The sequence below is a fragment of the Bradyrhizobium sp. AUGA SZCCT0431 genome (assembly GCF_018131065.1).
GTDB lineage: Bacteria > Pseudomonadota > Alphaproteobacteria > Rhizobiales > Xanthobacteraceae > Bradyrhizobium.
Window position 1 is genome coordinate 239,380 of record NZ_JAFCLR010000005.1, and the last position, 23,815, is coordinate 263,194.

The window sequence follows — 23,815 nt, forward strand, 5'->3', positions numbered from 1 at the left end:
TCAGGGATTCGCCGATGGCGCCTCGTTCGGCCGGCAAGAATGCGGAATCATCCGACAAGGTCGGCGTGATCTGCCGCGCGCTGCGCCGCGCCATCATCGAGCAGGCGCTGGAGCCCGGCGCGAAACTGCCCGAGGATTCCTTGGGCGAACGCTTCGGCGTCAGCCGCACCATTGCACGCCATGCGCTGGGGCAACTGGCCGCGGAAGGCCTCGTCGAACTTCGCCGCAACCGGATCGCGGTCGTGGCGACGCCAAGCTGGCAGGAAGCCCGCGACGCCTTTGATATCCGGATCGAGCTCGAACGCCTCGTGGTGCGCCAGCTCGCCGGCAAGCTGACCAAAGCCCAGATCGCGACGCTGAACGCCCATGTCGACGCCGAGGATGGCGCCCGCGACGGCACCGATGCGGTGTCCATTCGCCTTGCGACCGAATTCCACATCCTGCTCGCGCAGATGACGAACAGCCCGATCCTCGTGCGTTATGTCAGCGAAGTCGCCTATCGCTGCTGTCTCACACTATCCCTGTACAGCCGCCCGCATTCGTCGGAATGCGCGATCAATGAACATCGCGGAATTATCGCAGCCCTGGTCAAGGGCGACGAGGCCAAGGTGATGAGCCTGATGCACAGCCATCTGGATTCCGTGGCGAACCGAGCCCTGGTGGCGCCGGCGCCGCAGCGCGGCCGCGATTTGCTGGATATTCTGGCACCCTATGCCGATGAGGGCGAGAGCGAGCGCGTCGTGAAAATGCCGAAGGTCGCGCGGGTGCGGTAGGTAGCCGTCATTGCGAGCGCAGCGAAGCAATCCATATCGCAGCATAACGGATGGATGGATTGCTTCGTCGCTTCGCTCCTCGCAATGACGAAATCACGACCTACGCCTCAATCCCTCTCTGAACCAGAATACGCTCCGCACTATCATTCCAGACGTCCATCTTCACGATCTGACCGCCTTTGACGACAAAGCGATCGACATAACGGTTGCCCTCGAACGGCGTGCCGTCGATCCATTCGCCGTACAGCGTGCCGATGCTGTAGACCACGGTCTCGTCTGCCCCCGGGCAGACGTCGAAGCGGTCCATCTTCTTCTTGACCCAGCGGTAGCGCGCTGCGTTGAAGCCGGTCGGCCCGCGCGGATGATCGAACTCGCGCCCGCCGGTGAAGGTGATGATGGTGCCCGGCTTCATGTAGGCCGCTGCCGCATCCGGATCCGGGATCATCGATGCCGTGAGATAGGCTTCGACCACTTCGGCATCCGAAAGCGGGTGGTCTTGTAAGGGGAGGTCTTGGGCTTTGGCGGCAATGGACATGGCGGCTGCTCCTGATATCAGGAATACTACAATCGGGGCTCCAAATTGCATGCATATATTTTGAACAGTTTGGCCTATGAACTGCACACAATCTGGAGCTGCCTCTAAAGCGCTCTTCCGCTAGGCTCCCCTCACCTCAAACCAGCCAAGAAACAGCTAAAGTCCTGATGAGCGCGCGAACCGCCTTCGACCTGATCTTCCGCAACGCCCGGACCCGGGCTTCGGCCACCCCGGTCGATATCGGCGTATCGGAGGGGCGGATCGCCGCCATCGAGGCACATCTGGCCTGCGACGCACCCGAAATCGAGATCGGCGGCAAGCTCGCCCTCCCCGGCTTCGTCGATACCCACATTCATCTCGACAAGGCCTGCCTGCTCGGCCGTTGCGGGCACGACCATGCCACCGTGGGCGAGGCGATCGCTGCGGTCGCCGCCATGAAGCGCGATTTCACCGTCGAGGACGTCTATGCCCGCGGCGTGCGGGTGCTCGAACGCGCCATCGTGCACGGCACCACACGGATGCGCACGCATGTGGAAATTGATCCGCGCATCGCGCTGCGCGGCTTCGAGGCGGTCAAGGAATTGAAGCGCGACTATGCCTGGGCGATCGATCTGTCGATCTGCGTGTTCCCGCAGGAAGGCCTGACCAACGATCCCGGCGCGGAAGAACTCCTGATTGCCGCACTGCGCGACGGCGGCGAAGCGATCGGCGGCTGTCCCTATATGGACACCGACCCGAACGCGCATCTCGAAAGGCTGTTCGATCTCGCGCAGGAATTCGACGTCGATGTCGACCTGCATCTCGACTTCGATCTCGATCCGTCCTGGTGGCATCTGGAGGAAGTCTGCCGGCAAACCGAGCGGCGCAACTATCAGGGCCGCGTCGCGATCGGGCACGCCACCAAACTCTCGGCGTTGCCGCCGGATCGTCTGAAAGCCGCGACCGAACGGCTGGCGAAGGCCGGCGTCGCCGTCACCGTGCTGCCGGCGACCGACCTCTATCTGATGGGCCGCGACGCCACCCACAATGCGCCGCGCGGCCTCACCGTGGCGCACCGGCTGGTCGAAAACGGCGTGCTGTGTTCGGTCGCGACCAACAACGTGCTCAATCCGTTCACGCCGTTCGGCGATGCGTCGCTGCTGCGCATGGCCAATTTCTACGCCAATGTCGCGCATGCCGGGATCAGCGAGTTCGACACCTGCCTCGACCTGGTGACGGACTTGCCGGCGCGCCTGATGAACCTGCGGGATTACGGCATCGCGCCGGGCAACCCTGCCGATCTGATTATCCTCGACACCGACACCGGCGCGAACGCGATCGCGGAACTGCCCGACGTGCTGATGAGCTTCAAGAACGGGCGCCAAGTATTCGAGCGACGCCAGCCGACACTGTTTCCGCCGCAAACCTGACCTCTCGCATACGGGCATCGCACTACGCGCGATTGACGCCCCTGCCAATCCGTTGTTGTTATCGGTCAACGAAAACAACAGCCGGGCAGGAAATCATGACCAAATCATCCAAGATCAGAAGCGTTGAAACGCTCTCCTGCGACGCCGGCTGGCGCAACTATCACTTCGTCAAGATCATGACCGAAGACGGCATCGTCGGCTGGAGCGAGTACGACGAAGGTTTTGGCGCGCCCGGCGTCACCGCGGCGATCGAGCGGCTGTCGGCGCGGGTGGTCAGCAAGAACGCCTTCCAGCACGAGCGGATTTACGCGGAACTGTTTGCCGCAACGCGCCCCGCTGCCGGCGGCGTGGTGGCGCTGGCGCTCGGCGCCATCGAGAACGCGCTGCTCGACGTCAAGGCCAAGGCGCTCGGCGTGCCCTGCTATGAACTGCTGGGTGGGAAAATCCGCGACCGCGTCCGGGTCTACTGGTCGCATTGCGCAACCTGGCGCATCAACCATCCGGATTGGTTCAAGCCCGCGATCATCGATCTTGATGGTGTCAAGTCAATCGGCCGCGAAGTGCGGGAGAAACGCTTCACTGCGCTAAAGACCAACATCTTCGTCTACACCGACGGCAAGCCGCAGGGCTGGCGGCCCGGCTTCGGTTCGCCATTCGAGCCGGAGATCAACGTCGATCGCACGGTGATCCGCAATCTCTGTATGCATCTCGAAGCCATCCGCGACGGCGCCGGGCCCGATGTCGACCTGCTGCTCGACCTCAACTTCAACGCCAAGACCGAGGGCTATCTGAAGATCCTGCGCGCGATCAAGGATATGGATATGTTCTGGGTCGAGATCGACACCTTCAATCCGCAGGCGCTCGGCTATATCCGTCGCCAGAGCCCGCATCCGATCTCATCCTGCGAGACGCTGCTGGGCCTGCGCGAATTCCTGCCCTACTTCAACGAGCAGGCCATGGATGTCGCGATCATCGACACGCCGTGGAACGGGGTGTGGCAATCGATGAAGATCGCGGCCGCCGCCGAGCATTTCGAGGTCAACGTCGCGCCGCATAATTTCTACGGCCATCTCTGCACCATGATGAACGCGCATTTCTGCGCCGCGGTGCCGAATTTGCGGATCATGGAAACCGATATCGACCGGCTGGCGTGGGACCACGAACTGTTCACCCATCTGCCCGAGATCGTCGACGGCCACCTTGTCATTTCCGATCGGCCGGGCTGGGGCACCGAACCCAACGAGGAAGGCCTGCGCGCCCATCCGGCAAAGAGCAAGGGCGGCTTGTTGAATTACGGGCAGAAGAAGTAGGCGCTGGTGTAGGGTAGCGACAGGCTTAGCTTATGTCGTCCCGGCCTTGAGCCGGGACCCATACTCTGCGGCCCTCATTATTGGAACGAGGCAACTGAGACGTCCCGCAACAATTGACTTCACGGCGTATGGGTCCCGGCGTTCGCCGGGACGACGGAGAGATAGTGTCAATTATCGCCCGGCTTGCTCGCAAACGCGCTCTCGATCACGTCGCCGATCGGCTGCCAGGCGTTGCCGTCGAATTGCACCAGCCGCATCTGCTTGATGGGATGAAAATCCGCAGGTCCCGTGTTGATGGCAATGCCCGGCAGAATGATCGGGCTCTGATAATTCTTCAGCGACGCAGCCTGCCGCATGATGTTCTCGCGTGACAGGTCGTCGCCGCACTGGGTCAATACCTGGACCAGGGTTTCGGCCACGGCATAGCCGAAGATGGCGTAACTATCCTCCCTGTCGCCGTCGGGATAATACTTGTCCATGAATGACAGCCAGGTCTTGATGGAAGGGTCTTCCTTCCAGGTGGTGTCGCCGGCGTCCTTGAGGAACGAGGTCGAGATCACGCCGGCGGCGTTCGCAAGCCCGGCAGGTCTCAGCGCATTCGCGATCGATGCCGCCGCATTGACTAGCACCACCACCGGATACCAACCCAGTTCGGCCGCTCTGCGGATGGCACGCGCCGAGATTGGCGGCGCGCAATTGAGCACGAGCACCTCGGCCCCGGAATTTTTGAGGATGTCGACCTGTGCATCGATCGACATATCGGCCTCGATGGCGATGTCAGCCACGATCATGCGGGCGGTGACGCCGAGCCCTTCCTGCAATCCCCTGAACAGATCGCGTCCGAACTGATCGTTCTGCCAGAGTACCGCAATCTTGTGGCTCGGATAGGAGGCCTGGATGTAGTTGGCGTAGATCCGTCCCTCGGCCCGAAACGTCGGCTGCCAGCCCATGGACCACGGAAATCGCTTGGGATGCGCCCACTCCTCGTCGCCGGACGCGACAAAGAGTTGCGGCACCTTCTTTTCATTGAGGTAGGTCCGCGTTGCCAGATTGCTCGGCGTCCCGAACGAGCCGAACATCAGCAGCACGTTCTCCTGCTCCACCAATTGACTTGTGTGCTCGGCTGCCATCTTCGGATTGGAACTGTCGTCACGGGAGATGAATTTGATCTTGCGACCGTTGATGCCGCCGCGATCATTGATCATGTCGAAATAGGCGGCTTCAGCCCTGCCGATCGCCGCGAATGCGGCCAAGGGCCCGCTATAGGGCATGATGTTGCCGATGCGGATTTCGGTATCGGTGACGCCGCCGCCATGGGCCTGTCGCGCTGATATCGGCATGCCGGCGAACAGCGCGGCGGCTAACAGGGCCAGGATAGTTCCAGTTTCTTTTATTGTTTTCATGAACATGGCCTCACGCTAACTCAAGCTTGTGACGCCTAACCCAGCGCTTGCGACCATACTGCCCAATCCGGCGCTGTTGAAATCAATTCTTGTGTTCAGCGCAGGGTAATATCCAGCCAGCCGAGCGGATTGACGCTGACGCGGTCGCCGGTATCGACCAGCACCGTGGTGGTTTCTGCCTCAATGATGGCAGGGCCGGTCAGGGAATGCCCAGGCTGCAGCGTATCGAGCGCATAGACCGGCACCTCGCGCCAGCCGCCAAAGAACGCCTGTCGCTTGCCGCGTGGCTCACAGACGCCTGCGGATGCCGCCGGGCGCGTGTTCTGATCGTTCGGCGCAACGGCGCCGACCGCCGCGACCCGCGCGTTGACGAACACGACCTCCTGGCCGGGCGAGGCATAGGTATAGAGTTCCTCGTGCTTGCGATGGAAGCGCTGCTCGATCTGGTCGACGAGGTCGGCCGCGTTCCAGTCGAGACCATCCAGCGATACGTCGATCTCGAAAATCTGCTCGCCGTAACGCATTTCGGCCGAGCGTTCGATCGACAGTGGGCCATTGAACCATGAGCGCAGCCGGCCGGCGGCCGCCTGCTCCAGTTCGGCGAACAGCTCACGCACTTCGCCGGCTGAAATGCGCGCTGCCTTGCCATAATGCGTGCGGCTCATCTCATAGCGCAGATCGCTGGTCAGCATTCCCCATGCCGACAGCACGGAGGCCACCGTCGGCACGATGATGCGCTTGATCTCCAGTTCGCGCGCGACTTCGGCCGCGTGCAGACCCGCCGCGCCGCCAAAACTCAGCAGCGCGAATTTCCTGGGATCGACGCCGCGGCGCAAGGTCATCAGGCGGATGCCGTCGGCCATGTTCAAATTGATCATGCGGTAAATGCCGGCGGCGGCCTCGACGCGCGAGAGCTCCATGGATGCGGCGATGCGGTCGACCGCGGCTTCCGACGCCGCGCGGTCGAGCGGGCGCTGCCCGCCCATGAAGGCCGCCGCATCGAGATAGCCGAGCACGACATTGGCGTCGGTGACGGTCGCGGCCTGCCCGCCATTGCCGTAACAGGCCGGGCCTGGAATCGAGCCGGCGCTTTCCGGACCGACCCGCAGCGTGCGGCTGCCATCGACGCTGGCGATAGAACCGCCGCCGGCCGCAATACTCGCAATATCGAGGCTGCGCAACGCAATGCGCTGGCCCGCGAGCAGGCCATCGGCGGAGAGCGAGGCCTGTCCGTCCGAAATGAGAGAGATGTCCGTGCTGGTTCCGCCCATGTCGAACGGCACGAGATCGGGAATGCCGAGCAGCTCGGCACAGCGTCGGCCGCCTGACATCCCGCCCGCTGGCCCTGACAGCACCGTACCCGCGGCAAGGCGTGAGGCTTCCTCGACCGGCGCCATGCCGCCATGCGACAGGATGACGAACAGGCTGCCCTTGAGGCCGGCCTCCTTCAGGCGCTGTTCGAGACTGGTGAGATAGCGTCGCACGATCGGTTCGACATAGGCGTTCACGATCGTGGTCGAGACGCGCTCATACTCCTTGATCTGCGGCAGCACGTCGCTGGAACGCGACACGATGACGTCAGGCAGTTCTTTTGCCAGGCGCTCGACCGCGGTGAGTTCGTGGACGGGGTTGAGATAGGAATGCAGGAAGCACACCGCGACCGAGGTCGCGCCCAGTTTCCTGATGCCCGCAATGGCCTCATCCAGGGAACTCTCGTCCACCGGAATCAAGACCTCGCCATTCGCCTTGAGCCGCTCGCGAACGCCAAAACGCAGTTCGCGCGGCACCAGCGGCTCCGGCGGCGGCGAGCGCAGATCGTAGCGGTCGGGCTTGAGGCCTTCGCGCATTTCGATGACGTCGCGATGGCCCTCGGTGGTCAAGAGCGCGACCTTGGCGCCCTTGCGCTCCAGCAACGCGTTGGTCGCAACTGTCGTCCCGTGCACCAGCCGATCTGTGGCGGCGAGCATTTCCGCGCGTGTCGTGTTCAGCCGCCGCGCCAGCTCTTCCAGCCCGGTCATGACGCCGATCGACTGGTCGGCCGGCGTCGACGGCGATTTTGCAAATATGGTTCGCCCGGACGCATCCGTGGCCACCAGGTCGGTGTAGGTTCCGCCGACGTCAACTCCGATTGTGTACATCGTCAGCCACGTCGCTCCGCGGAAACACTGGTCAATCCCTGCTCGGCGTCGCGCCGCCGTGCCTCCGCCGATCGCCTGGACGGTGGCCCCCAGCCACCGCCGCCGGACGAGCGTATCTCGAGACAATCGCCGGGATGGAGTTCGATGCCGACTTCCTTGGTGTGCAATACGCGCGGCTCGCGGCCCTCGGACAGCAGGCGATAATGATGCGGCTCGCCGTCCTCGCCGCCGAGCATGCCGCAGGGACCATGGCGTGCGCCGTCGCCCGCGGTGTTGCCGCGCGACGGCTTTTCGGTCTCCAGCACCAGATCGAGGGCAACACCGAGACCGCCGCGGAACTGTCCGTCGCCGCCCGAGCCTTCGCGGAATTCGTGGCGGCGGAAGTGCAACGGAAAGCGCGCCTCGGCGACTTCGAGACTGCCGAATTTGAGTCCGCCGACGCTGTGCCATTCGCCGATCGACGACCAGCCGTCGCCGCCCGAGGATGCACCGCCGCCCGGGCGCGCCTGAAACAGATGCCAGATGAAGCTCTTGCCGGTGCGCGGGTCTTCACCCTGGATCGCAATCCGGAATCTGCGGCTCCATCCGGCCATCGCGCGCTCCGGACAGGAGGCCGACAATGCCTTCACAATCGCTTCGACGATCTCGTTGGAAGGATGGCTGGTGCACAACGTCACCGGCCGGCCCGGATCGGCCCAGACGATCGTCCCCTGCTTGGCGATCACCTTCAGCGGCCGCAGCGCGCCGGTGTTCTTGGGGATGTCAGCGTCGATCAGATAGGCAAAGGCCATCGCGACCGCGGCCTGCATGTTGGCATGCGAGGAATTGACAAAACTGGTCGACTGCGGATCGGACTGCGTCAGATCGACCTCGACATCGCTGCCCTTCTTGGTGACCTTGGCCGCGATCCTTATATCCGTGCGGCCATGGCCGTCATCGTCGAGAAACGCCTCGCCGTGGAAGACGCCGTCCTTCCAGGTCGAGACCACGGCGCGGGTCTGCGCTTCGGTCGCGTCCAGAATTGCCTCGATCGCGGCTTCGACGACCGGCGCGCCGAATTCGCTGAACAGTTTTGCGACGCGACGTTCGCCGAGATGCGCCGCGCCCAGCATCGCGGCAAGGTCACCGCGAAACTCACGCGGGTTTCGCACATTCAGCGCCAGCATCTCGAGCAGATCCTCGCGCGGGCGCCCCGCCTCGGAAAGCTTGATCGGCGGAATGCGCAGGCCCTCCTGCCAGATTTCCGTTGCCCCGGGATTGTAGGCGCCATGCGTCGCGCCGCCGATATCGCTTTGGTGGGCGCGGACGATGGTCCAGAGCAACCGCTTGTCGCCGTCGAACACCGGCACGAAGACCGTGAGATCAGGCAGATGGCTGCCGCCACAATAGGGATCGTTGAGCAGGAAGACGTCGCCCGGCTTGACGTCCCTGAACCGCTCCTCCACCGCGATCGTCGCCCATGGCAAGGCGCCGACATGCACCGGCAGATGATCGGCCTGCGCGATCAGGCGGGCGCGCGTATCGCAAATGCCCAGCGAAAAATCGCGGCTGGAATTGAGGATCTGTGAATAGGAGGTGCGAAGCATGGCTTCGCCCATCTCTTTTACGATCGAACTGAGCCGATGCTGGACGACGGACCGTGTGATGGGATCGATCTTGGCGGACATTCTTGCCTTGTTGTTGTTGTTCTTGAACTCAGAGCGAGGCCGACACTTCCGATATCGCGCCGGATACGGCATCGATGATCGCATGTATATCGGCATCCGTCATCGGGGTCGACAATGCCATCAATCCATTGCCCGCCGCCAGCACGCCACGATTGAGCAGCGCTTGGTTGAAAACCACCTGACGCCTGGCTTCCGCTTCGGTCGGATAGGCCGAGCGATAGTCGCGCACCGGACGATCGACGAGATGTACCTTCAGCAGCGACCCGAGCCCGACGGTGCGGCCGGGAACATTGTGGCGGCGGAACGCTGCGTCGATCCCTGATCGAACCGCCTCCCCCATTGCATCGAGCCGCGCGAACGCCGCCTCGTCCAGCAGTTCCATCGCCGCGATACCGGCGCGCATCGTCACCGGATTGGCGGAGAATGTGCCGCCATGCGGCAGCGCAGGCTTGCCCGGCCGGGGGTCGAACACGGCCATGAATTCCTTGTGACCGCACACCGCGCCAACCGGAAACCCGCCGCCGATGATTTTGGCGAGCGTGGTCAGGTCGGGGTCGATATTGAACAGACCCTGCGCGCCGTGAATGCCGAGACGGAACGTGATCACTTCGTCGAACACGAGCAGCGCGCCGACCTCGCGCGTCACCTTGCGCAGCGCCTCCAGATAGGACTGATCGGCCGGCGCCAGACCGGCGCGATTGGGCATGGGATCGACAAGGACGCAGGCAAGTTCAGGCCCATGCTCGCGGATCAGGCTGACCGCGGCCTCGGTGTCGTTGAACGGAATGGTCAGGACATCGGCCAGCACATTGTCGGGCGTGCCCTTGGCGTAGGCGACGGAAACCGGTGCGTTGCGGCCCCAGGCTTCCGGCGTCGGATCAAGGCTGACCTCGGCATAGTCATAGGAGCCATGATACGCGCCCTCGCACTTCGCAATTTTGGGACGTCCGGTGTGGGCGCGGGCGGCCTTCAACGCCATCATGACAGCTTCGGTACCCGAATTGCAGAACCGCACCTGGTCGACCGACGGCAATCGCGCGGCGAGCAGTTCGGCAAGGTCGACCTCGGATTCGGTCGGCATTCCGAACGCCGATCCCAGCGCAAGTTGCACGGTCGCGGCCTTGATCAACACTGGGTGTGCATGGCCGTGAATCTGCGAGGTGAAATTGTTGATGCAATCGATGAACTCGTTGCCGTCGAGGTCCCACACCCGACATCCCTCGCCGCGCGCGGCGTAGATCGGATAAGGCTTCATGAAGACGGTGGTGCGCGTATTGCCACCGGGCAGGCTCGCCAGTGCGCGGTTGTACATTTTTTGCGATGAAGAATTTGAATCCGGATACATGCGATATTCCACCAGCGCTAGAACTTCAGCCTGATCTTGTAGCCGCTTATGACGAAAACCGGAAACGGTCCGCTAGGTATACAGCAAAAACAGCATTGTCCCGATGATCAGCGCCGCGGCCATGAACAGCAGCACGGCAGGTAGTCCAAGGAGCGCCGCGACCACGCCGGTTGCCGATTGCATCAGCGCCGCCCCCAGGAAGAACGCCAGATTGATCGCTGACAGCGCCTTGCCGGTGTTCTGCTGGTCCACGAGTTGCCGCGTCATGCCGAACACCAGCGGCTGCGCCGACATGGCAAAACCGATCAGCACGAGCAGGACGGTGTCATACTGAGCCGGCATCGCCGCTACGCCGAACAGGACCGAGATCGGAAAATGAGACGCGCCCGCCGCCATCAAGGCGAGCAGCAGCGCCGCCAGGAAATGCGAGGCCGCCAGCACTTCGCGGCGACGGCCAAATCTTCGGTCGAAAACACCGATCAGAGCCGGCCCGATGATCAGCGCCATCGTGAACAGGCCAAGTGCGTTGCCGGCGCCGATCCGGCTGAGCCCCTTGATCTCCATCAGCCATGGCCCGCCCCACAATCCCCGCAGCACCAGCACGGCCGCCAGCGAGACCAGCGCAATGGCAATCAGGCCGCGCAGCCGATACGACAGGCCGATGCGCAAGACACTGACCATCTGCGAGAGCGGCGACGAGCGATCGGAGTGCTCAGCCCGCTGGTTCGGCACCAGAGCGTAGACGGCCAGCGCTACCGCCACGCCGAAGGCGGCGGAAATCCAGAATCCTGCCCGCCATCCCCAGAGTTCGACGACAAAGGCGAGCGGGCTCGACGACAGGAGCATGCCGATATTGCCGATCGACGGGATCAGTCCGGACCACAGGCCGAACCGCCCCGGGGATAATTGCTTTGCGGCCAGCGTCATCGGACACATCAGCATGCCCGAGTTCGCAACCCCGAGCAGGAATTGTCCGAACAGAAAACTCTCCGGCCCCGTTGCCAGGCCCGATGCCAGCGCGCCAACGATGGTACCAATCAAGAGACTGAGGGAAACCGGCCGGACGCCAAAGCGGTCCATCGCGGCGCCGACCGGAATCTGCGACGCCGCGAAGGCAAAATGATAGATCGAGGTCAGACTCGCCAGCACCTGCGGCGACGTTTTGAAATCCGCGGCCATCACGTCGAGGCTGACGGCCGGGATCGTGCGCAGCAGGGTCGACAGCATGTAACCGCAGGCCAGCGCCAGAAGCGCAAAAATCAATGCGCGGATGTTGACATCCGCGTCGTCGGCCTTGCCGCCGTGCATGTTCCGTTTCTTCCCGGCCTTGTTACAGCCGGGCCTAACACCGATACGCCGGGAATACCAATCGGTATCCCCGGGAATGCCAATCGGTATTCCCGGGAATGCCAATCGGCATTCCCGGCGGGGCGATCAGTGCTTGTGGAACACCAGCGTCCGCAACTCGATGCTTTCGCGCGGCGCGGCGTCTTTCGGCGTCGTTGGATCGATGAAGGCGGTGTGTGGCCCGAATCGCGTGCGGCCGTCGGTGGCGGAATCGTAGCATTTCAGCAGCAGCGCCTCGTCCGCGGTCATCTCCGGAATGTAGTACCAGCGATGGTCGGGGTTGTACTTTACCGAATAGGTTTCGCCCTGCCGGTTCGGATAGATCAGGTCGGAGGCGACGAGATCGCCGGGCGCGACCGTCTGGCCGTCCAGCATCGCGAGCGGTGTATCGCGCAGCGGTCCGCGGATCGGCCGCCACAGATTGATCACCTGGACCCGGCCCTTCAGGAGTTCGTCCGCCTCGTCGGGCAGATGTTCGCGGACACGGTTTGCACCTGACAAATCGGTCTGGTCGACATGGACCCGTGTGGCCGGCTGGCGCGGGCCCGCGCCCCGCACATCGGCCGCCCCCTCCACGCGCTTGCGAACGGTATGGTCGAATATCACGACGCGATCGGCTTTCAGCGTTGCGCGGAGAAAAGCTTCGGCGGCGGGATAGTAGACATTCCGCACCTCCTTATCGTCGTAGAAGTCCCGGACGGCGGTCGGGTGACGGACCAGGGCAAAACCCTCGCGGTCCAGCGAAAGACTGCCCGCGATCAGGCGGGCGTCGAAGATCGGAACTTGATGGGGTTCGGGCAGCGCCGTCGATCGGGGCTCGCCCGGCGGCGGATCGAAGGCGTAGGTGCGCGGCTTTCCGGGGGTTGGCGCGAGGTAGTTGAGTTCGCCGGTGACGAACGGAAGCGACTCGAGTTTTGCTTGTTGCAGGCCCATGGCATTCTCCTGGACTCTATTGTTGGTTCGATTTGATTTTGGCTGGCCGGCCCTCCCCCGCAAGACCGCATTGGAAATAGCAAAATTGCCGTTCTCGCAGGTGCGATGCGGGAAACATCCTTGTCGCGCGGACCGGCTGTCCCGGATGGATATTTCTGCACTTCACGGGTTCGTTAGCCCGCAAAACACACGCCTCGCCATGCTCGGATCGATCTACTCTCCCCGTCCGTCTGGCGTTACAGCACGGAGCGGTCGCAAAGACGCCGTATCCAGGGAGGAAAAAATGAACGTCACCATGAAGGGCCGCGTTGCCGCCGTCACCGGCGGCAGCAAGGGCATCGGGCTTGCCGTCGCACGCCGCTTTGCCGAGTCGGGCGCCAAGGTCGCGCTGCTGGCGCGCGGCGCACAGGACTTGAAGGCCGCGCGCGAAGCACTCGCCAAGGAGAGCGTCGAGGTCCGCGACTATGTCTGCGACGTCTCGAAGGCGGCGGATATCGTCAGGGCCCATGAGGCGATCGCCGCCGATCTCGGCCCGGTCGACGTCCTCGTCAACAATGCCGGCACCTCGCGCGCGATGGCGTTCGAGACCGTGACCGACGAAATGTGGCAGGACGACCTCGACCTGAAACTGTTCGCCGCGATCCGTTTCAGCCGGCTGGTCTGGCCGGGAATGAAGGCGCGCAAGTGGGGCCGCATCATCAACGTGCTGAACATCGGAGCCAAGGCGCCGGCTGCCGCGTCAACCCCGACCTCGGTCTCGCGGGCGGCCGGCATGGCGCTGACCAAGGCGATGGCGAACGAAGGCGGCCCGCACAACGTCCTGGTCAATGCGATGCTGGTCGGGCTGATTGTCAGCGATCAATGGGTCAAGCGGCATGCCCAGAAGGCGCCGGATACCGATTTTGACGCTTTCACCCGCGACCTCGCCAAGGGCGTTCCGCTCGGGCGGATGGGCACGGCGGAGGAATTCGCCAACCTCGCCTGCTTCCTCGCCTCGGAGCAGGGCTCTTACATCACCGGTACGGCCATCAATGTCGATGGCGGCCGGTCGCCGGTGGTCTAAGCGGCACCCCGGTTCTGATGGATTCAGAACCGGAATACCGGTCTTGACGCGTTTTCTTGACGCGAACCGGTGACCACTTCGCTCGAAAACGCTATGGCCGGGCAAAAGAGGCCTCCGTCACCGGAGGCCTTTTCGCTATCAGACTGCGTCCTTGGCGGCCTTGACCGGGCGGGCGCGGACGATCTTGCGCGCCGGCTTGGCCTTGAACATCATTTCTTCGCCCGTGAAGGGGTTGGTGCCCTTGCGAGCCTTGGTCGCGGGCTTCTTGACCACGACGAACTTGGCGAAGCCGGGGACGAGGAACACCCCGTTCTTCTTGAGCTCCTTGTGGCCGACGTCAACGAGCGCATCCATCACGCCCTTGACTTCCTTCTTAGAAACTTCGGTGGAGGTCGCGATCTTCTCGATCAGCTGCGACTTAGACATTTGGGTAGCCATGGTTGCTCCATTTGATTCTGGCAGAGGCACGATATGGCGGAAATTGCCTAAAAAAACAGGCTTTTCGACATTCTGCACAACTATATCGCTAGTTGACTTGTACTGATTCGCGGCAAATAGGCCAGTTTTTAAGCCTCGGCGTCCGCCATAATCAGGGCATAGTGCGACAAAACACCTTGCCGGACAGGGTTTTTCGACAATTTCCAACCTTTCACTTCGCTTCGTTTCAATCACAACGGGTGGAAATCCCGGTGTGAGCAAAACCGGTGTCGGTGCATCGACCGTGCGCACGCATGTATTTGCAGAACGATTTTCCGGATCGCGCGCCGATTAGAAAATGACTCAAGGTTCCCCTTCATCGTAACATCAGGGCCAAATGCAGCCATCGAAAAACGGCCTGCAATCCGATGTACCTTGGAGAAGTTTCGCATGGATTTGACCCGCCTCGAGATCAATCGCCGCACCGCGCTGCTGACGTCGGCCGCGATTGCTGCCAACGTCATCAATCCGATGCGGGCCTTCGCGCAGGAAACGCCGAAGAAGGGCGGCGTGTTCAACGTTCATTACGGCGCCGAGCAGCGCCAGCTCAATCCGAGCATTCAGGCATCCACCGGCGTCTACATCATCAGTGGCAAGATCCAGGAGAACCTCGTCGATCTCGACGCCAGCGGCAAACCGGTCGGCGTTCTTGCCGAAAGTTGGGAAGCTTCGCCCGACGGCAAGACCGTCACCTTCAAGCTGCGCAAGGGCGTCACCTGGCACGACGGCAAGCCGTTCACTTCGGCCGACGTCGAATTCACCGCCATGAATATGTGGAAGAAGATCCTCAACTACGGCTCGACGCTGCAGCTGTTCCTAACGGCCGTCGAGACGCCGGATCCGCAGACCGCGATCTTCAAATACGAGCGGCCGATGCCGCTCAATTTGCTGCTGCGCGCGCTGCCCGACCTCGGCTACATCTCGGCCAAGCATCTCTACGAGAGCGGCGACATCCGCCCGAACCCGACCAATCTCGCGCCTGTCGGCACCGGCCCGTTCAAGTTCGTCAAATACGAGCGCGGGCAATATGTCATCGTCGACCGCAACCCGGACTACTGGCGCCCCAACGCGCCCTATCTCGATCGCATCGTCTGGCGCGTGATCACCGACCGCGCCGCGGCGGCGGCGCAGATGGAAGCCGGCGAACTGCATTACAGCCCGTTCTCGGGCCTGACGATCTCGGACATGGCGCGGCTCGCCAAGGACAAGCGCTTCGTCGTTTCGACCAAGGGCAATGAAGGCAACGCGCGCACCAACACGCTCGAATTCAACTTCCGCCGCAAGGAACTGTCCGACATCAAGGTCCGCCGCGCCATCGCGCACGCGATCAACGTGCCGTTCTTCATCGACAATTTCCTTGGCGATTTCGCCAAGCTCGGCACCGGCCCGATCCCCTCGACCTCGACGGATTTCTATCCCGGACCGAACACGCCGCAATATCCCTACGACAAGGCCAAGGCCGCGGCACTGCTCGACGAGGCCGGCTTCAAGGCGGGCGCCGGCGGCACGCGGTTTTCACTAAAACTGCTTCCGGCGCCGTGGGGCGAGGACATCTCGCTGTGGTCGACGTTCATCCAGCAATCCTTGGGTGAGATCGGCATACCCGTGGAGATCGTGCGCAACGACGGCGGCGGCTTCCTCAAGCAGGTCTATGACGAGCACGCCTTCGATCTCGCGACCGGCTGGCATCAGTACCGCAACGACCCCGCGGTCTCGACCACGGTCTGGTATCGCTCCGGCCAGCCCAAGGGCGCGCCCTGGACCAACCAGTGGAACTGGACGGACGCAGCCGTCGACAAGACCATCGACGATGCGGCAACGGAAGTCGATCCCGCCAAGCGCAAGGCGCTCTACGGCCAGTTCGTCAAGGAAGTGAATGCCGAGCTGCCGGTCTGGATGCCGATCGAGCAGATTTTCGTCACCGTGATCTCGGCCAAGGCGCGCAACCACTCCAACACCCCGCGCTGGGGTTCATCAAGCTGGCACGATCTTTGGCTTTCCGCCTGATGCCATATCGGCCAAGATAGGTTTATGCGCATCCTGAGCCTTGCGGGGCGGCGGCTCGCCGCCTCGATCCCGACCCTGTTTTTGATCCTGATCGGCGTGTTTCTGCTGCTGCAGTTCGCGCCGGGCGACACCGTCGATGCGATGATGGCGCAGATGGGCGGCGGCGACGCCGCGACCGCGCGCGAGCTGCGCAAATTTTACGGCCTCGACCTCTCGGTGCCGGCGCAGCTCGGCAATTATCTGTGGCGCCTGGTGCGGCTCGATCTCGGCTTTTCCTCGATCTATGGCAAGCCGGTGGCCTCAGTCATCCTGGAGCGGCTGCCGCCGACCATTCTGTTGATGACGGCGTCTCTGTCGTTTGCGTTCTTCTTCGGTCTGTTGTTCGGCGTGATCGCGGCGCGTGGTGTCAACCGCTGGCCGGATACGCTGATCTCAACGCTTGGTCTCGTATTCTACGCCACGCCCTCATTCTGGTTCGGGCTGATGGCGATCGTGGTGTTCTCGGTCTATCTGCAGTGGCTGCCGCCCGGAGGTTTTGAGAATATCGGCACAGTTCAAGTAGGCATCTGGCGCACCATCGACATCGCCCAGCATCTCGTGCTGCCGACGCTGACGCTCGGGCTGATTTTCCTTGCGATCTATCTGCGCATCATGCGCGCCTCGATGCTGGAGGTGCTCAACCTCGATTATGTCCGCACCGCCCGCGCCAAGGGCCTCGACGAGACCCACGTGGTCACGCGGCACGTGTTGCGCAACGCCCTCCTCCCGATGGTGACGCTGATCGGCCTGCAGGCCGGCACCATGCTGGGCGGGTCGGTGGTGGTCGAAAGCGTCTTCTCCCTGCCCGGGCTCGGACGGCTGGCCTACGAGTCGGTCGTGCAGCGCGACCTCAATACCCTGCTTGGAATCGTGTTCGTCTCCGCCCTCCTCGTCATCGTCGTCAACTTCGCCGTCGATCTCCTCTATGCGCGGCTCGACCCGCGCATCTCGGCGGAAGGGTAGAACGATGGATGCGGTCAAACGCTATTTCCGCAGTCCCGCCGCGGTCGCAGGCCTGGTGCTGCTGCTGATCGTGATCACAATGGCGGTCAGCGCCGGCTGGTTCTATCCGCGCGATCCGCTCGCACTCGCCGGCCGGCCCCTGATCTGGCCGTTCTCCAATCCGCGCTTCCTGCTCGGCACCGACAATTCCGGGCGCGATATCGCCGCACAGATTCTCTACGGCGCGCGGATTTCACTGCTGATCGGCGGCGTCGCCACGGCGATTGCGATTTTGATCGGCATCTTCGTCGGCGCTTTCGCCGGCTATTATGGCGGCTGGGTCGATACCGTGCTGATGCGGATCACCGAGGCCTTCCAGACCTTGCCGAACTTCGTGCTGCTGCTGGTTCTGGTCGCCGTGTTCGGGTCGACGCTGACCACCGTCACCATCGCGGTCGGCGTGGTGTCGTGGCCGGCGCCGGCGCGGCTCACCCGCGCCGAGTTCCTGTCGCTGCGCAACCGCGAATTCGTCCAGGCCGGCCGCACCCTTGGCATGAAGGACATTCAGCTGATCCTTGGCGAAATCCTGCCCAACGCGCTGCCGCCGGTCATTGTCTACGCCAGCGTGGTGATGGCGGTCGCGATCCTGCTCGAAAGCGCGCTGGCGTTCCTGCGCCTGTCCGATCCCAACGTGGCGTCCTGGGGCAACCTCATCGGCCTCGGCCGCGATGTGCTGCGGGTGCAGTGGTATGTTTCGGCGATCCCCGGCATCGCCATCCTGGTCACGGTGCTGGCTGTGTCGCTGGTCGGCCAGGGCCTCAACGACGCGCTCAATCCGAGGCTGAAGAGCCGATGAGCGAGCCGCCGAACACCGTCCTCTCGATCGAGCACCTCGGCGTCCGCCTGCCGGCGGGCGCGGACCGGCGGCACGCATTGTCGGACGTGTCGCTGTCGATCGCATCGGATGAAATCCTCTGCGTGGTCGGCGAATCCGGCTCCGGCAAATCGATGATGGCCAACGCCATCATGCGCCTGCTGCCCAACGACGTAACGATCGACGCCGGCCGGGTGATGTTCGAGGGCCGCGACCTCGCCTCCGCCACCGTCGCTGAGATGCGCCAGGTGCGCGGCGCCGGCATTGCGATGATCTTCCAGGAGCCGATGACCGCGCTCAATCCGCTGCGCACCATCGGCGATCAGATCGCCGAGATGTTTTCGATCCACACCGAACTGTCCAAGGCCGAAATCGCCACCAGGGTTTTGGCCCTGCTCGCCGACGTGCGGATCCCTGATCCCAAGGTCGCGGCGAAGGCCTATCCGCACGAACTGTCGGGCGGCCAACGGCAGCGCGCGATGATCGCGATGGCGCTTGCGCTCGACCCAAAGCTCCTGATCGCGGATGAACCGACCACCGCACTCGATGTCACGACGCAGGCCCAGATCCTGAAGCTGATCCGTGACCTGCAGCAACGACGGAAGGCTGCAGTCTTGTTCATCACCCATGATTTCGGCGTCGTCGCCGAGATCGCCGACCGCGTCGTGGTGATGCAGCACGGCGCGATCGTTGAACAGGGCCCGGCAAATACGGTGCTGAACGATCCCAGGCATGCCTACACCAGGCAACTCATCGCCGCCGTGCCGCCGCTGAAGGCGCCGCCGCCGCGCGCGCTCTCGACCGAGAACATTTTGACGATATCGGATGTTTCCAAGACCTACCGCACCGGCAGCTTCCTCGGCCGCGGCGCGCGCGTGACACCCGCGGTCAAGGACGTGTCGCTCTCCCTGCCTAGAGGCGCGACGCTCGGCATCGTCGGCGAGTCCGGCTCCGGCAAATCGACGCTGGCGCGTTGCATCGTGCGGCTGATCGATCCCGACCACGGATCGATCCTGCTCGAAGGCAATGACTGGGCGAAGATGTCGCGTGAGAACGTCCGCCGCGAGACCCGTCACATACAGATGGTGTTCCAGGACCCGTTCGCCTCGCTCAATCCGCGCCGCAAGGCGGCCGAACTGGTGGCGCAGGGACCGATCGTGCACGGCACGCCGCGCGCCAAGGCAATCGCGGATGCGCGGGAATTGTTTGCGCTGGTCGGACTCGATCCTTCCGCCGGCGACCGGTTTCCGCATGAATTCTCGGGCGGCCAGCGGCAACGCATTGGTCTTGCGCGTGCGCTCGCGCTCAAGCCGGCCGTGCTGGTCGCGGACGAACCGGTCTCCGCGCTCGATGTTTCGGTGCAGGCGCAGGTGCTAAAGTTGCTCGCCGAACTGCGGCAGCGGCTCGGCCTCTCCATCGTCTTCATCACGCATGATCTGCGGGTCGCCGCGCAAATCTGCGATCTCGTCGCCGTGATGAAGGATGGCGCCGTGGTGGAACAAGGCCTCGCAGGCGAAGTGTTCGGCAACCCGCAGCATCCCTATACGCAAGCGTTGCTGGCTTCGATCCCCGGCGGCGACTTCACGCGCAAGCGCGATGCCCTGATCGTCAGCTAGAACGTTTGCTGTTCAACGGTCACTGCTGATGGCGCGAGGCGAGAAAATACTCGGCCCATCGAAGCAACTCGAAATGGTCGCCCTTGAGCAGCTCCTGCGCGTCGCGGCGCCGATAGAGCAGCAGCATCCAGGGTGCGATCTTGCGCAGCAATCCGTGCGCCACGAACGGCACAGGTTCGGTAAACGGCAATGCCAGTTCGCTTTCCGGCACGCCTCGGACCGCCTTTGCCAATTCATTGCCAAGCGGGATCGTCAGCGCGACCGCGCGGCCGTTGCAGCCGGTCCAGCCATAGGCATTCGGTCCCAGCCGGTGGATGCGCGGCAAGAAGGCCGCCGTCATCCCGACATAGCCGTTCCAGACATAATCGAACGAGACCTCGCCGATCTGTGGCCACAGCCGCTGCAAGCGCTCCGTCACAACAGCCTTTATCCGTTCGACCTTGTTGCCGGGGCCGAGCACGGCGCCTCCGGTGACCAGCCGATTGCGCGCGTCGTAACGCGCAAAATACAGTTCGCCATGGGTATCGGACAGCGCCTGGCGGCCGGGGATGATGGTCTTGCGCACGTTGTCTGACAGCGGCTGCGTCGACATCTGCCAGGACAGCACCGGCATCACTTCGTGTGCGATATCGGGCACCAGCGATTTCGAGAATTCGCCGCTGTAGGCGTTGCTCGCAACCACCAGCGCACGGCCGCTGATCTCGCCCTTTCCGGTCTTCACCACCCAGAGATCGCCGCGACGCTCGAAACTGATGGCCGGCGAACGGGCGTAGATGCGTGCGCCGAGCTCAAGCACGGTTCGCGCCAATCCGCGCGCCAGTGCCAGCGGATTGATATGGCCGCCGGTCTTGTTCCAGAAGCCGCCGTACCATGCATCCGACCCCGTCATGTCGCGCGCCTGATCGCGCGACAGCAATTCGACGGGCGCACCGAACTTCGACCATTGGTTCACCCGGCGTTCGGCAATCTTGATACGGCCTGGCGAATGTACCGGCTGCACCCATCCGGCCTGCTCCTGCTCGGCCTCGATCTTGTAACGCCGCGCCACCTCGAACAGCGTCGACGCGCTGTCGCGCAGCATGCCGACGAAGCGCTCGCCGACCGCATCGTGTTTGGCAATGATGTCTTCCGGGTCGGGCCGCGACAGCGTCGGAATCACCTGGCCGTTGTTGCGCCCTGACGCGCCCCATCCCGGCTCCGCCGCTTCCACGATTGCGACATCGACGCCGGCCTCGCGCAGATGCAGCGCCGTCGATAGTCCCGTGAAGCCCGCACCGATCACGATCACATCGGCCTGCTGCGTCCCGATCAATTCCGGAAGATCAGGCCCTGATGGCGTCACTACTGCCCACAGCGAATTCGGCCAGCGGACTTCAGCGCTATTCATCATGATCCTTTCTTGCGGGCGGCAGATCGAATGGTTAGCTTAGTACGCCTAATCAGCCCGGGGAAATAGCAGAGTGGCACTCAAAAACGTCGTCGGAATAGATCACGCCGTGGTCATGGTGAAGGACCTCGACAAATCAGCTGAAAATTACAGGCGGCTCGGCTTCACGGTGTCGCCGCGCGGCACCCACAGTCCACATATGGGATCGGGCAATTACACCATCATGTTCGACCCAGACTATATGGAATTGCTCGGTGTACTGACGCCGACAGAACATAATGCTCCGGCGCGCGCGTTTCTGGAGAAACGCGGCGAAGGCATCGAGCGCATCGCCTTCACCGCGGTAGATTCCGCCGACGGCGCCGAAGAGATTCGCGCGCGCGGCTATCCGCCGGTTGGACCGACCGATTTCGAACGGCCGGTGACGATGCCCGATGGCACCATTTCGGCAGCCAAATTCCGGACGTTCCAGTGGCCGACCGCGGAAGCGCCGGGCGGCGTGCGCATCTTCGCCTGCCAGCACAAGACCCGCGAGACGGTGTGGATTCCCGAACTGATGAAGCACGCCAATGGCGCCAAGCGCCTGCGGCAGGTGCTGATCGTGTCGCCGGAGCCCGCCAACGACGCCGCGCATATGTCGCGCATGATCGATCGCGACGTGAGAACCGAACAGGACGGCGCCATCGCCGTACCCTCGGGCTCCGATCGCGCCGACTTCGTGTTCCTGACCAGGGATCAACTGAGCAAGCGTTACCCCGAGGTATCGCTGACCGGTCTGCCCGAGCGTGGCGGCGCGGGACTGGTGATCGAGGCCGACGTCGCCGCAGCCGAGAAGGCGCTTGGCGCGACGGGCGTCCGGAGCGGTGGCGGCATGATCGTGCCACCCGCCGCCGGCAACGGCACCCTGCTCGCCTTCGTCAAGGCGTAACCGGCAGCGCCGATCTCGCGGCATCGGGAAAGCCGGATCATGGCGAAGGGCAAGGGCGAACCGGACGGCGACACGGCAACAACCCGCCGTGGTCGTCCCCGTTCCGCCGAGACGACCAACGCCATTCTGCAAAGCGCCTACACCCTGATGGCAACCACGGGCCTTGCCGCCACCAGCATCGATGCGGTGGCGCGGGATTCGAATGTCTCGAAGATGACCATCTACAAATGGTGGCCGTCGCGCGAGGCGCTGCTGATCGACGCGTTCTTGCACCACGCTTCGTTGATGCTGCCGCTGCCGAGTACCGGCACGCCGGCAGACCGCCTGAGAAGCCACGCCGCGGCTTACGCGAAAGCACTGCAGGGTGAGTTTGGCAAGGTACAGCTCGCGGTGATCTCGGAATGCATCTCGAACACCGGGTCTGCGGAGATTTTCTACGAGCGCTATCTGCAATACCGAAGGACAGCCCTGGTCGAACTGATCGCTGCTGGCCAGCAGGATGGCAGCATCGGAGCGGCGGGCGCGCCGGAGGACCTGTATGACGCGATCTATGGCAGCCTCTTCTATCGCTACATCTTCGGCATCAAGCCGATCTCGCCGGCGCAAGCGCGCAATCTCGTTGACACGCTGCTGATCATCAAGAGCCGCTGACGCTCGGGGCGTGCTTACGCCGCTCGCGGCGGAACCAGGCCCACGTCTCGCGCGTCACGGCCAGATAGCCCTGCCCCCGGAACGCAATCCGATCGTCGACAATCCGGTTCAATTTCGGCAGCGCATGAAAGGGTATCGACGGGTAGGCGTGATGCTCGACGTGATAGGGCATGTTCCATGCGAACCACTTCATCACGGCGCCCGTATAGGTGGTGCGGGTGTTGTCGAAGGCACTGCGCGTTCGCTCGCACCCGGTGTGTTCCGCATAGAGGTAGGGCCGCAGGATCAACTGGCCGATCAGCAGCGGAATGATCCAGACCCAGAGCAGAATAGCGGTGTGAAGCGCGAGCGAGATGAGCAGAAGCAGCGCATAGCCCGCGAGATAGAGGCGCGCTTCCCGCACGATGATGTGGCGCTTGTTCTCGGGAATCCAGGGCAGCGCGACCTTGCCGGTCAGCGCGTGACGCAGCATCAGCGCCTCACGGCCGGCGATCTGAACAAGGCCGCTATAGGCGATCGCGAGTTGCGTATCCGAGGACGGTTTCGGGCCGACGATCAATTCCGGATCCTTGTCGGGATCCTGCGTGTAGCGATGATGGTCCCAGTGAAACAGGCAGTAATACTCGTAGCGATGCGCGATCATGAAGGCCGACAGATGGCCCACGACGAGATTCAGCGCGCGACTCCGGAACGCCGTTTTGTGGGCGGTCTCGTGCATCGGCATGAACAGGAAGGCCACCAGATAGGCTTGCACGACGATCAGCGGCAAGGCCCAAGCCAATCCGTAAATCGACGAGACCAGCCATACCACGGTCCCAACAATGGCAATTGCGCCGTAATGGCTGACGGTGCGCACGGCGCCTCGAAGATCCGATCGTTCCGAGAGTTCGCGGAGCATCGCGGGACTGAGCGGCTTCTCCCGGAGTTTTGGTTCAACTGACGTCACGATGTTCATGGTTGCAATCGCCTCA

Annotated in this window: 20 protein-coding genes; 10 read left to right on the forward strand and 10 right to left on the reverse strand. The window is 63.2% G+C overall.

Features of this window, described 5'->3' with window-relative positions; genetic code table 11:
• Positions 1–14: 14 nt before the first annotated feature.
• The gene (locus JQ567_RS06865; protein ID WP_212438103.1) at positions 15–773 is read left to right on the forward strand and encodes a GntR family transcriptional regulator; all 759 of its coding nucleotides are present in this window, start codon (positions 15–17) and stop codon (positions 771–773) included.
• A gap of 100 nt (positions 774–873) precedes the next feature.
• On the opposite strand, the gene JQ567_RS06870 is transcribed toward JQ567_RS06865, so the two are convergent.
• Complete coding sequence (locus JQ567_RS06870) at positions 874–1,308, reverse strand: nuclear transport factor 2 family protein (RefSeq protein ID WP_212438104.1); 435 nt, start codon at positions 1,306–1,308, stop codon at positions 874–876.
• 167 nt (positions 1,309–1,475) lie between these two features.
• Between JQ567_RS06870 and JQ567_RS06875 the strand changes: the two genes are divergently transcribed.
• Together JQ567_RS06875 and JQ567_RS06880 are read left to right on the forward strand one after the other, a co-directional pair.
• Positions 1,476–2,717 (forward strand): amidohydrolase family protein, encoded by a 1,242-nt coding sequence (locus JQ567_RS06875; protein WP_212438105.1) that lies wholly within the window; start codon positions 1,476–1,478, stop codon positions 2,715–2,717.
• 95 nt (positions 2,718–2,812) lie between these two features.
• Positions 2,813–4,027, forward strand: a complete 1,215-nt coding sequence (locus JQ567_RS06880; protein ID WP_212438106.1) for a mandelate racemase/muconate lactonizing enzyme family protein — start codon at positions 2,813–2,815, stop codon at positions 4,025–4,027.
• 167 nt (positions 4,028–4,194) lie between these two features.
• Here JQ567_RS06880 and JQ567_RS06885 read toward each other — a convergent pair whose 3' ends face one another.
• The 6 genes from JQ567_RS06885 to JQ567_RS06910 all read right to left on the reverse strand — a co-directional run bounded on the left by JQ567_RS06885 (position 4,195) and on the right by JQ567_RS06910 (position 12,860).
• Positions 4,195–5,430: an ABC transporter substrate-binding protein gene (locus JQ567_RS06885; protein WP_212438107.1), complete on the reverse strand. Its 1,236-nt coding sequence runs from the start codon at positions 5,428–5,430 to the stop codon at positions 4,195–4,197.
• Between the two features lie 95 nt (positions 5,431–5,525).
• On the reverse strand, positions 5,526–7,568 hold the full coding sequence (locus JQ567_RS06890; RefSeq protein WP_212438108.1) for a hydantoinase/oxoprolinase family protein: 2,043 nt from the start codon (positions 7,566–7,568) through the stop codon (positions 5,526–5,528).
• A gap of 2 nt (positions 7,569–7,570) precedes the next feature.
• Positions 7,571–9,235 carry a hydantoinase B/oxoprolinase family protein gene (locus JQ567_RS06895; protein ID WP_212438109.1) on the reverse strand — a complete coding sequence of 555 codons (1,665 nt, stop codon included), beginning with the start codon at positions 9,233–9,235 and terminating at the stop codon, positions 7,571–7,573.
• Positions 9,236–9,263: 28 nt separating this feature from the next.
• A complete protein-coding gene (locus tag JQ567_RS06900; RefSeq protein ID WP_212438110.1) occupies positions 9,264–10,580 on the reverse strand; it encodes an aspartate aminotransferase family protein in 1,317 nt (438 codons plus the stop codon).
• Positions 10,581–10,652: 72 nt separating this feature from the next.
• Entirely contained in the window at positions 10,653–11,888 is a 1,236-nt protein-coding gene (locus JQ567_RS06905; protein ID WP_212438111.1) for an MFS transporter, read from the reverse strand.
• 126 nt (positions 11,889–12,014) lie between these two features.
• Positions 12,015–12,860, reverse strand: a complete 846-nt coding sequence (locus tag JQ567_RS06910) for a CmcJ/NvfI family oxidoreductase (protein ID WP_212438112.1) — start codon at positions 12,858–12,860, stop codon at positions 12,015–12,017.
• 283 nt (positions 12,861–13,143) lie between these two features.
• Between JQ567_RS06910 and JQ567_RS06915 the strand changes: the two genes are divergently transcribed.
• Positions 13,144–13,923 carry an SDR family oxidoreductase gene (locus JQ567_RS06915; protein WP_212438113.1) on the forward strand — a complete coding sequence of 260 codons (780 nt, stop codon included), beginning with the start codon at positions 13,144–13,146 and terminating at the stop codon, positions 13,921–13,923.
• Between the two features lie 138 nt (positions 13,924–14,061).
• On the opposite strand, the gene JQ567_RS06920 is transcribed toward JQ567_RS06915, so the two are convergent.
• The gene (locus JQ567_RS06920; protein ID WP_192734913.1) at positions 14,062–14,361 is read right to left on the reverse strand and encodes an HU family DNA-binding protein; all 300 of its coding nucleotides are present in this window, start codon (positions 14,359–14,361) and stop codon (positions 14,062–14,064) included.
• 429 nt (positions 14,362–14,790) lie between these two features.
• Between JQ567_RS06920 and JQ567_RS06925 the strand changes: the two genes are divergently transcribed.
• The 4 genes from JQ567_RS06925 to JQ567_RS06940 are packed head-to-tail and all read left to right on the forward strand — an operon-like array spanning position 14,791 to position 19,878.
• Positions 14,791–16,407 carry an ABC transporter substrate-binding protein gene (locus tag JQ567_RS06925; protein WP_212438114.1) on the forward strand — a complete coding sequence of 539 codons (1,617 nt, stop codon included), beginning with the start codon at positions 14,791–14,793 and terminating at the stop codon, positions 16,405–16,407.
• Positions 16,408–16,431: 24 nt separating this feature from the next.
• The gene (locus tag JQ567_RS06930; protein ID WP_212438115.1) at positions 16,432–17,409 is read left to right on the forward strand and encodes an ABC transporter permease; all 978 of its coding nucleotides are present in this window, start codon (positions 16,432–16,434) and stop codon (positions 17,407–17,409) included.
• Positions 17,410–17,413: 4 nt separating this feature from the next.
• On the forward strand, positions 17,414–18,244 hold the full coding sequence (locus JQ567_RS06935; protein WP_212413000.1) for an ABC transporter permease: 831 nt from the start codon (positions 17,414–17,416) through the stop codon (positions 18,242–18,244).
• Complete coding sequence (locus tag JQ567_RS06940) at positions 18,241–19,878, forward strand: ABC transporter ATP-binding protein (RefSeq protein WP_212438116.1); 1,638 nt, start codon at positions 18,241–18,243, stop codon at positions 19,876–19,878. The genes JQ567_RS06935 and JQ567_RS06940 overlap by 4 nt, the downstream gene beginning before the upstream one ends.
• Positions 19,879–19,897: 19 nt before the next feature.
• Here JQ567_RS06940 and JQ567_RS06945 read toward each other — a convergent pair whose 3' ends face one another.
• The gene (locus JQ567_RS06945; RefSeq protein ID WP_212438134.1) at positions 19,898–21,265 is read right to left on the reverse strand and encodes an FAD-binding oxidoreductase; all 1,368 of its coding nucleotides are present in this window, start codon (positions 21,263–21,265) and stop codon (positions 19,898–19,900) included.
• Between the two features lie 73 nt (positions 21,266–21,338).
• On the opposite strand from JQ567_RS06945, the gene JQ567_RS06950 reads away from it, so the two are divergent.
• Together JQ567_RS06950 and JQ567_RS06955 are read left to right on the forward strand one after the other, a co-directional pair.
• Positions 21,339–22,193: a VOC family protein gene (locus JQ567_RS06950; RefSeq protein WP_212438117.1), complete on the forward strand. Its 855-nt coding sequence runs from the start codon at positions 21,339–21,341 to the stop codon at positions 22,191–22,193.
• A gap of 39 nt (positions 22,194–22,232) precedes the next feature.
• The gene (locus JQ567_RS06955) at positions 22,233–22,844 is read left to right on the forward strand and encodes a TetR/AcrR family transcriptional regulator C-terminal ligand-binding domain-containing protein (RefSeq protein ID WP_212438118.1); all 612 of its coding nucleotides are present in this window, start codon (positions 22,233–22,235) and stop codon (positions 22,842–22,844) included.
• Here JQ567_RS06955 and JQ567_RS06960 read toward each other — a convergent pair.
• Entirely contained in the window at positions 22,831–23,799 is a 969-nt protein-coding gene (locus JQ567_RS06960; protein ID WP_212438119.1) for a fatty acid desaturase, read from the reverse strand. The two genes, JQ567_RS06955 and JQ567_RS06960, sit on opposite strands and share 14 nt — an antisense overlap.
• Between the last annotated feature and the right edge of the window lie 16 nt (positions 23,800–23,815).

Bases quoted from the DNA above. Each gene is read 5' to 3' on its own strand.
- JQ567_RS06865 (WP_212438103.1), top strand. From the start codon at position 15: ATGGCGCCTCGTTCGGCCGGCAAGAATGCGGAATCATCCGACAAGGTC.
- JQ567_RS06870 (WP_212438104.1), bottom strand. From the start codon at position 1,308: ATGTCCATTGCCGCCAAAGCCCAAGACCTCCCCTTACAAGACCACCCG.
- JQ567_RS06875 (WP_212438105.1), top strand. From the start codon at position 1,476: ATGAGCGCGCGAACCGCCTTCGACCTGATCTTCCGCAACGCCCGGACC.
- JQ567_RS06880 (WP_212438106.1), top strand. From the start codon at position 2,813: ATGACCAAATCATCCAAGATCAGAAGCGTTGAAACGCTCTCCTGCGAC.
- JQ567_RS06885 (WP_212438107.1), bottom strand. From the start codon at position 5,430: ATGAAAACAATAAAAGAAACTGGAACTATCCTGGCCCTGTTAGCCGCC.
- JQ567_RS06890 (WP_212438108.1), bottom strand. From the start codon at position 7,568: ATGTACACAATCGGAGTTGACGTCGGCGGAACCTACACCGACCTGGTG.
- JQ567_RS06895 (WP_212438109.1), bottom strand. From the start codon at position 9,235: ATGTCCGCCAAGATCGATCCCATCACACGGTCCGTCGTCCAGCATCGG.
- JQ567_RS06900 (WP_212438110.1), bottom strand. From the start codon at position 10,580: ATGTATCCGGATTCAAATTCTTCATCGCAAAAAATGTACAACCGCGCA.
- JQ567_RS06905 (WP_212438111.1), bottom strand. From the start codon at position 11,888: ATGCACGGCGGCAAGGCCGACGACGCGGATGTCAACATCCGCGCATTG.
- JQ567_RS06910 (WP_212438112.1), bottom strand. From the start codon at position 12,860: ATGGGCCTGCAACAAGCAAAACTCGAGTCGCTTCCGTTCGTCACCGGC.
- JQ567_RS06915 (WP_212438113.1), top strand. From the start codon at position 13,144: ATGAACGTCACCATGAAGGGCCGCGTTGCCGCCGTCACCGGCGGCAGC.
- JQ567_RS06920 (WP_192734913.1), bottom strand. From the start codon at position 14,361: ATGGCTACCCAAATGTCTAAGTCGCAGCTGATCGAGAAGATCGCGACC.
- JQ567_RS06925 (WP_212438114.1), top strand. From the start codon at position 14,791: ATGGATTTGACCCGCCTCGAGATCAATCGCCGCACCGCGCTGCTGACG.
- JQ567_RS06930 (WP_212438115.1), top strand. From the start codon at position 16,432: ATGCGCATCCTGAGCCTTGCGGGGCGGCGGCTCGCCGCCTCGATCCCG.
- JQ567_RS06935 (WP_212413000.1), top strand. From the start codon at position 17,414: ATGGATGCGGTCAAACGCTATTTCCGCAGTCCCGCCGCGGTCGCAGGC.
- JQ567_RS06940 (WP_212438116.1), top strand. From the start codon at position 18,241: ATGAGCGAGCCGCCGAACACCGTCCTCTCGATCGAGCACCTCGGCGTC.
- JQ567_RS06945 (WP_212438134.1), bottom strand. From the start codon at position 21,265: ATGAATAGCGCTGAAGTCCGCTGGCCGAATTCGCTGTGGGCAGTAGTG.
- JQ567_RS06955 (WP_212438118.1), top strand. From the start codon at position 22,233: ATGGCGAAGGGCAAGGGCGAACCGGACGGCGACACGGCAACAACCCGC.
- JQ567_RS06960 (WP_212438119.1), bottom strand. From the start codon at position 23,799: ATGAACATCGTGACGTCAGTTGAACCAAAACTCCGGGAGAAGCCGCTC.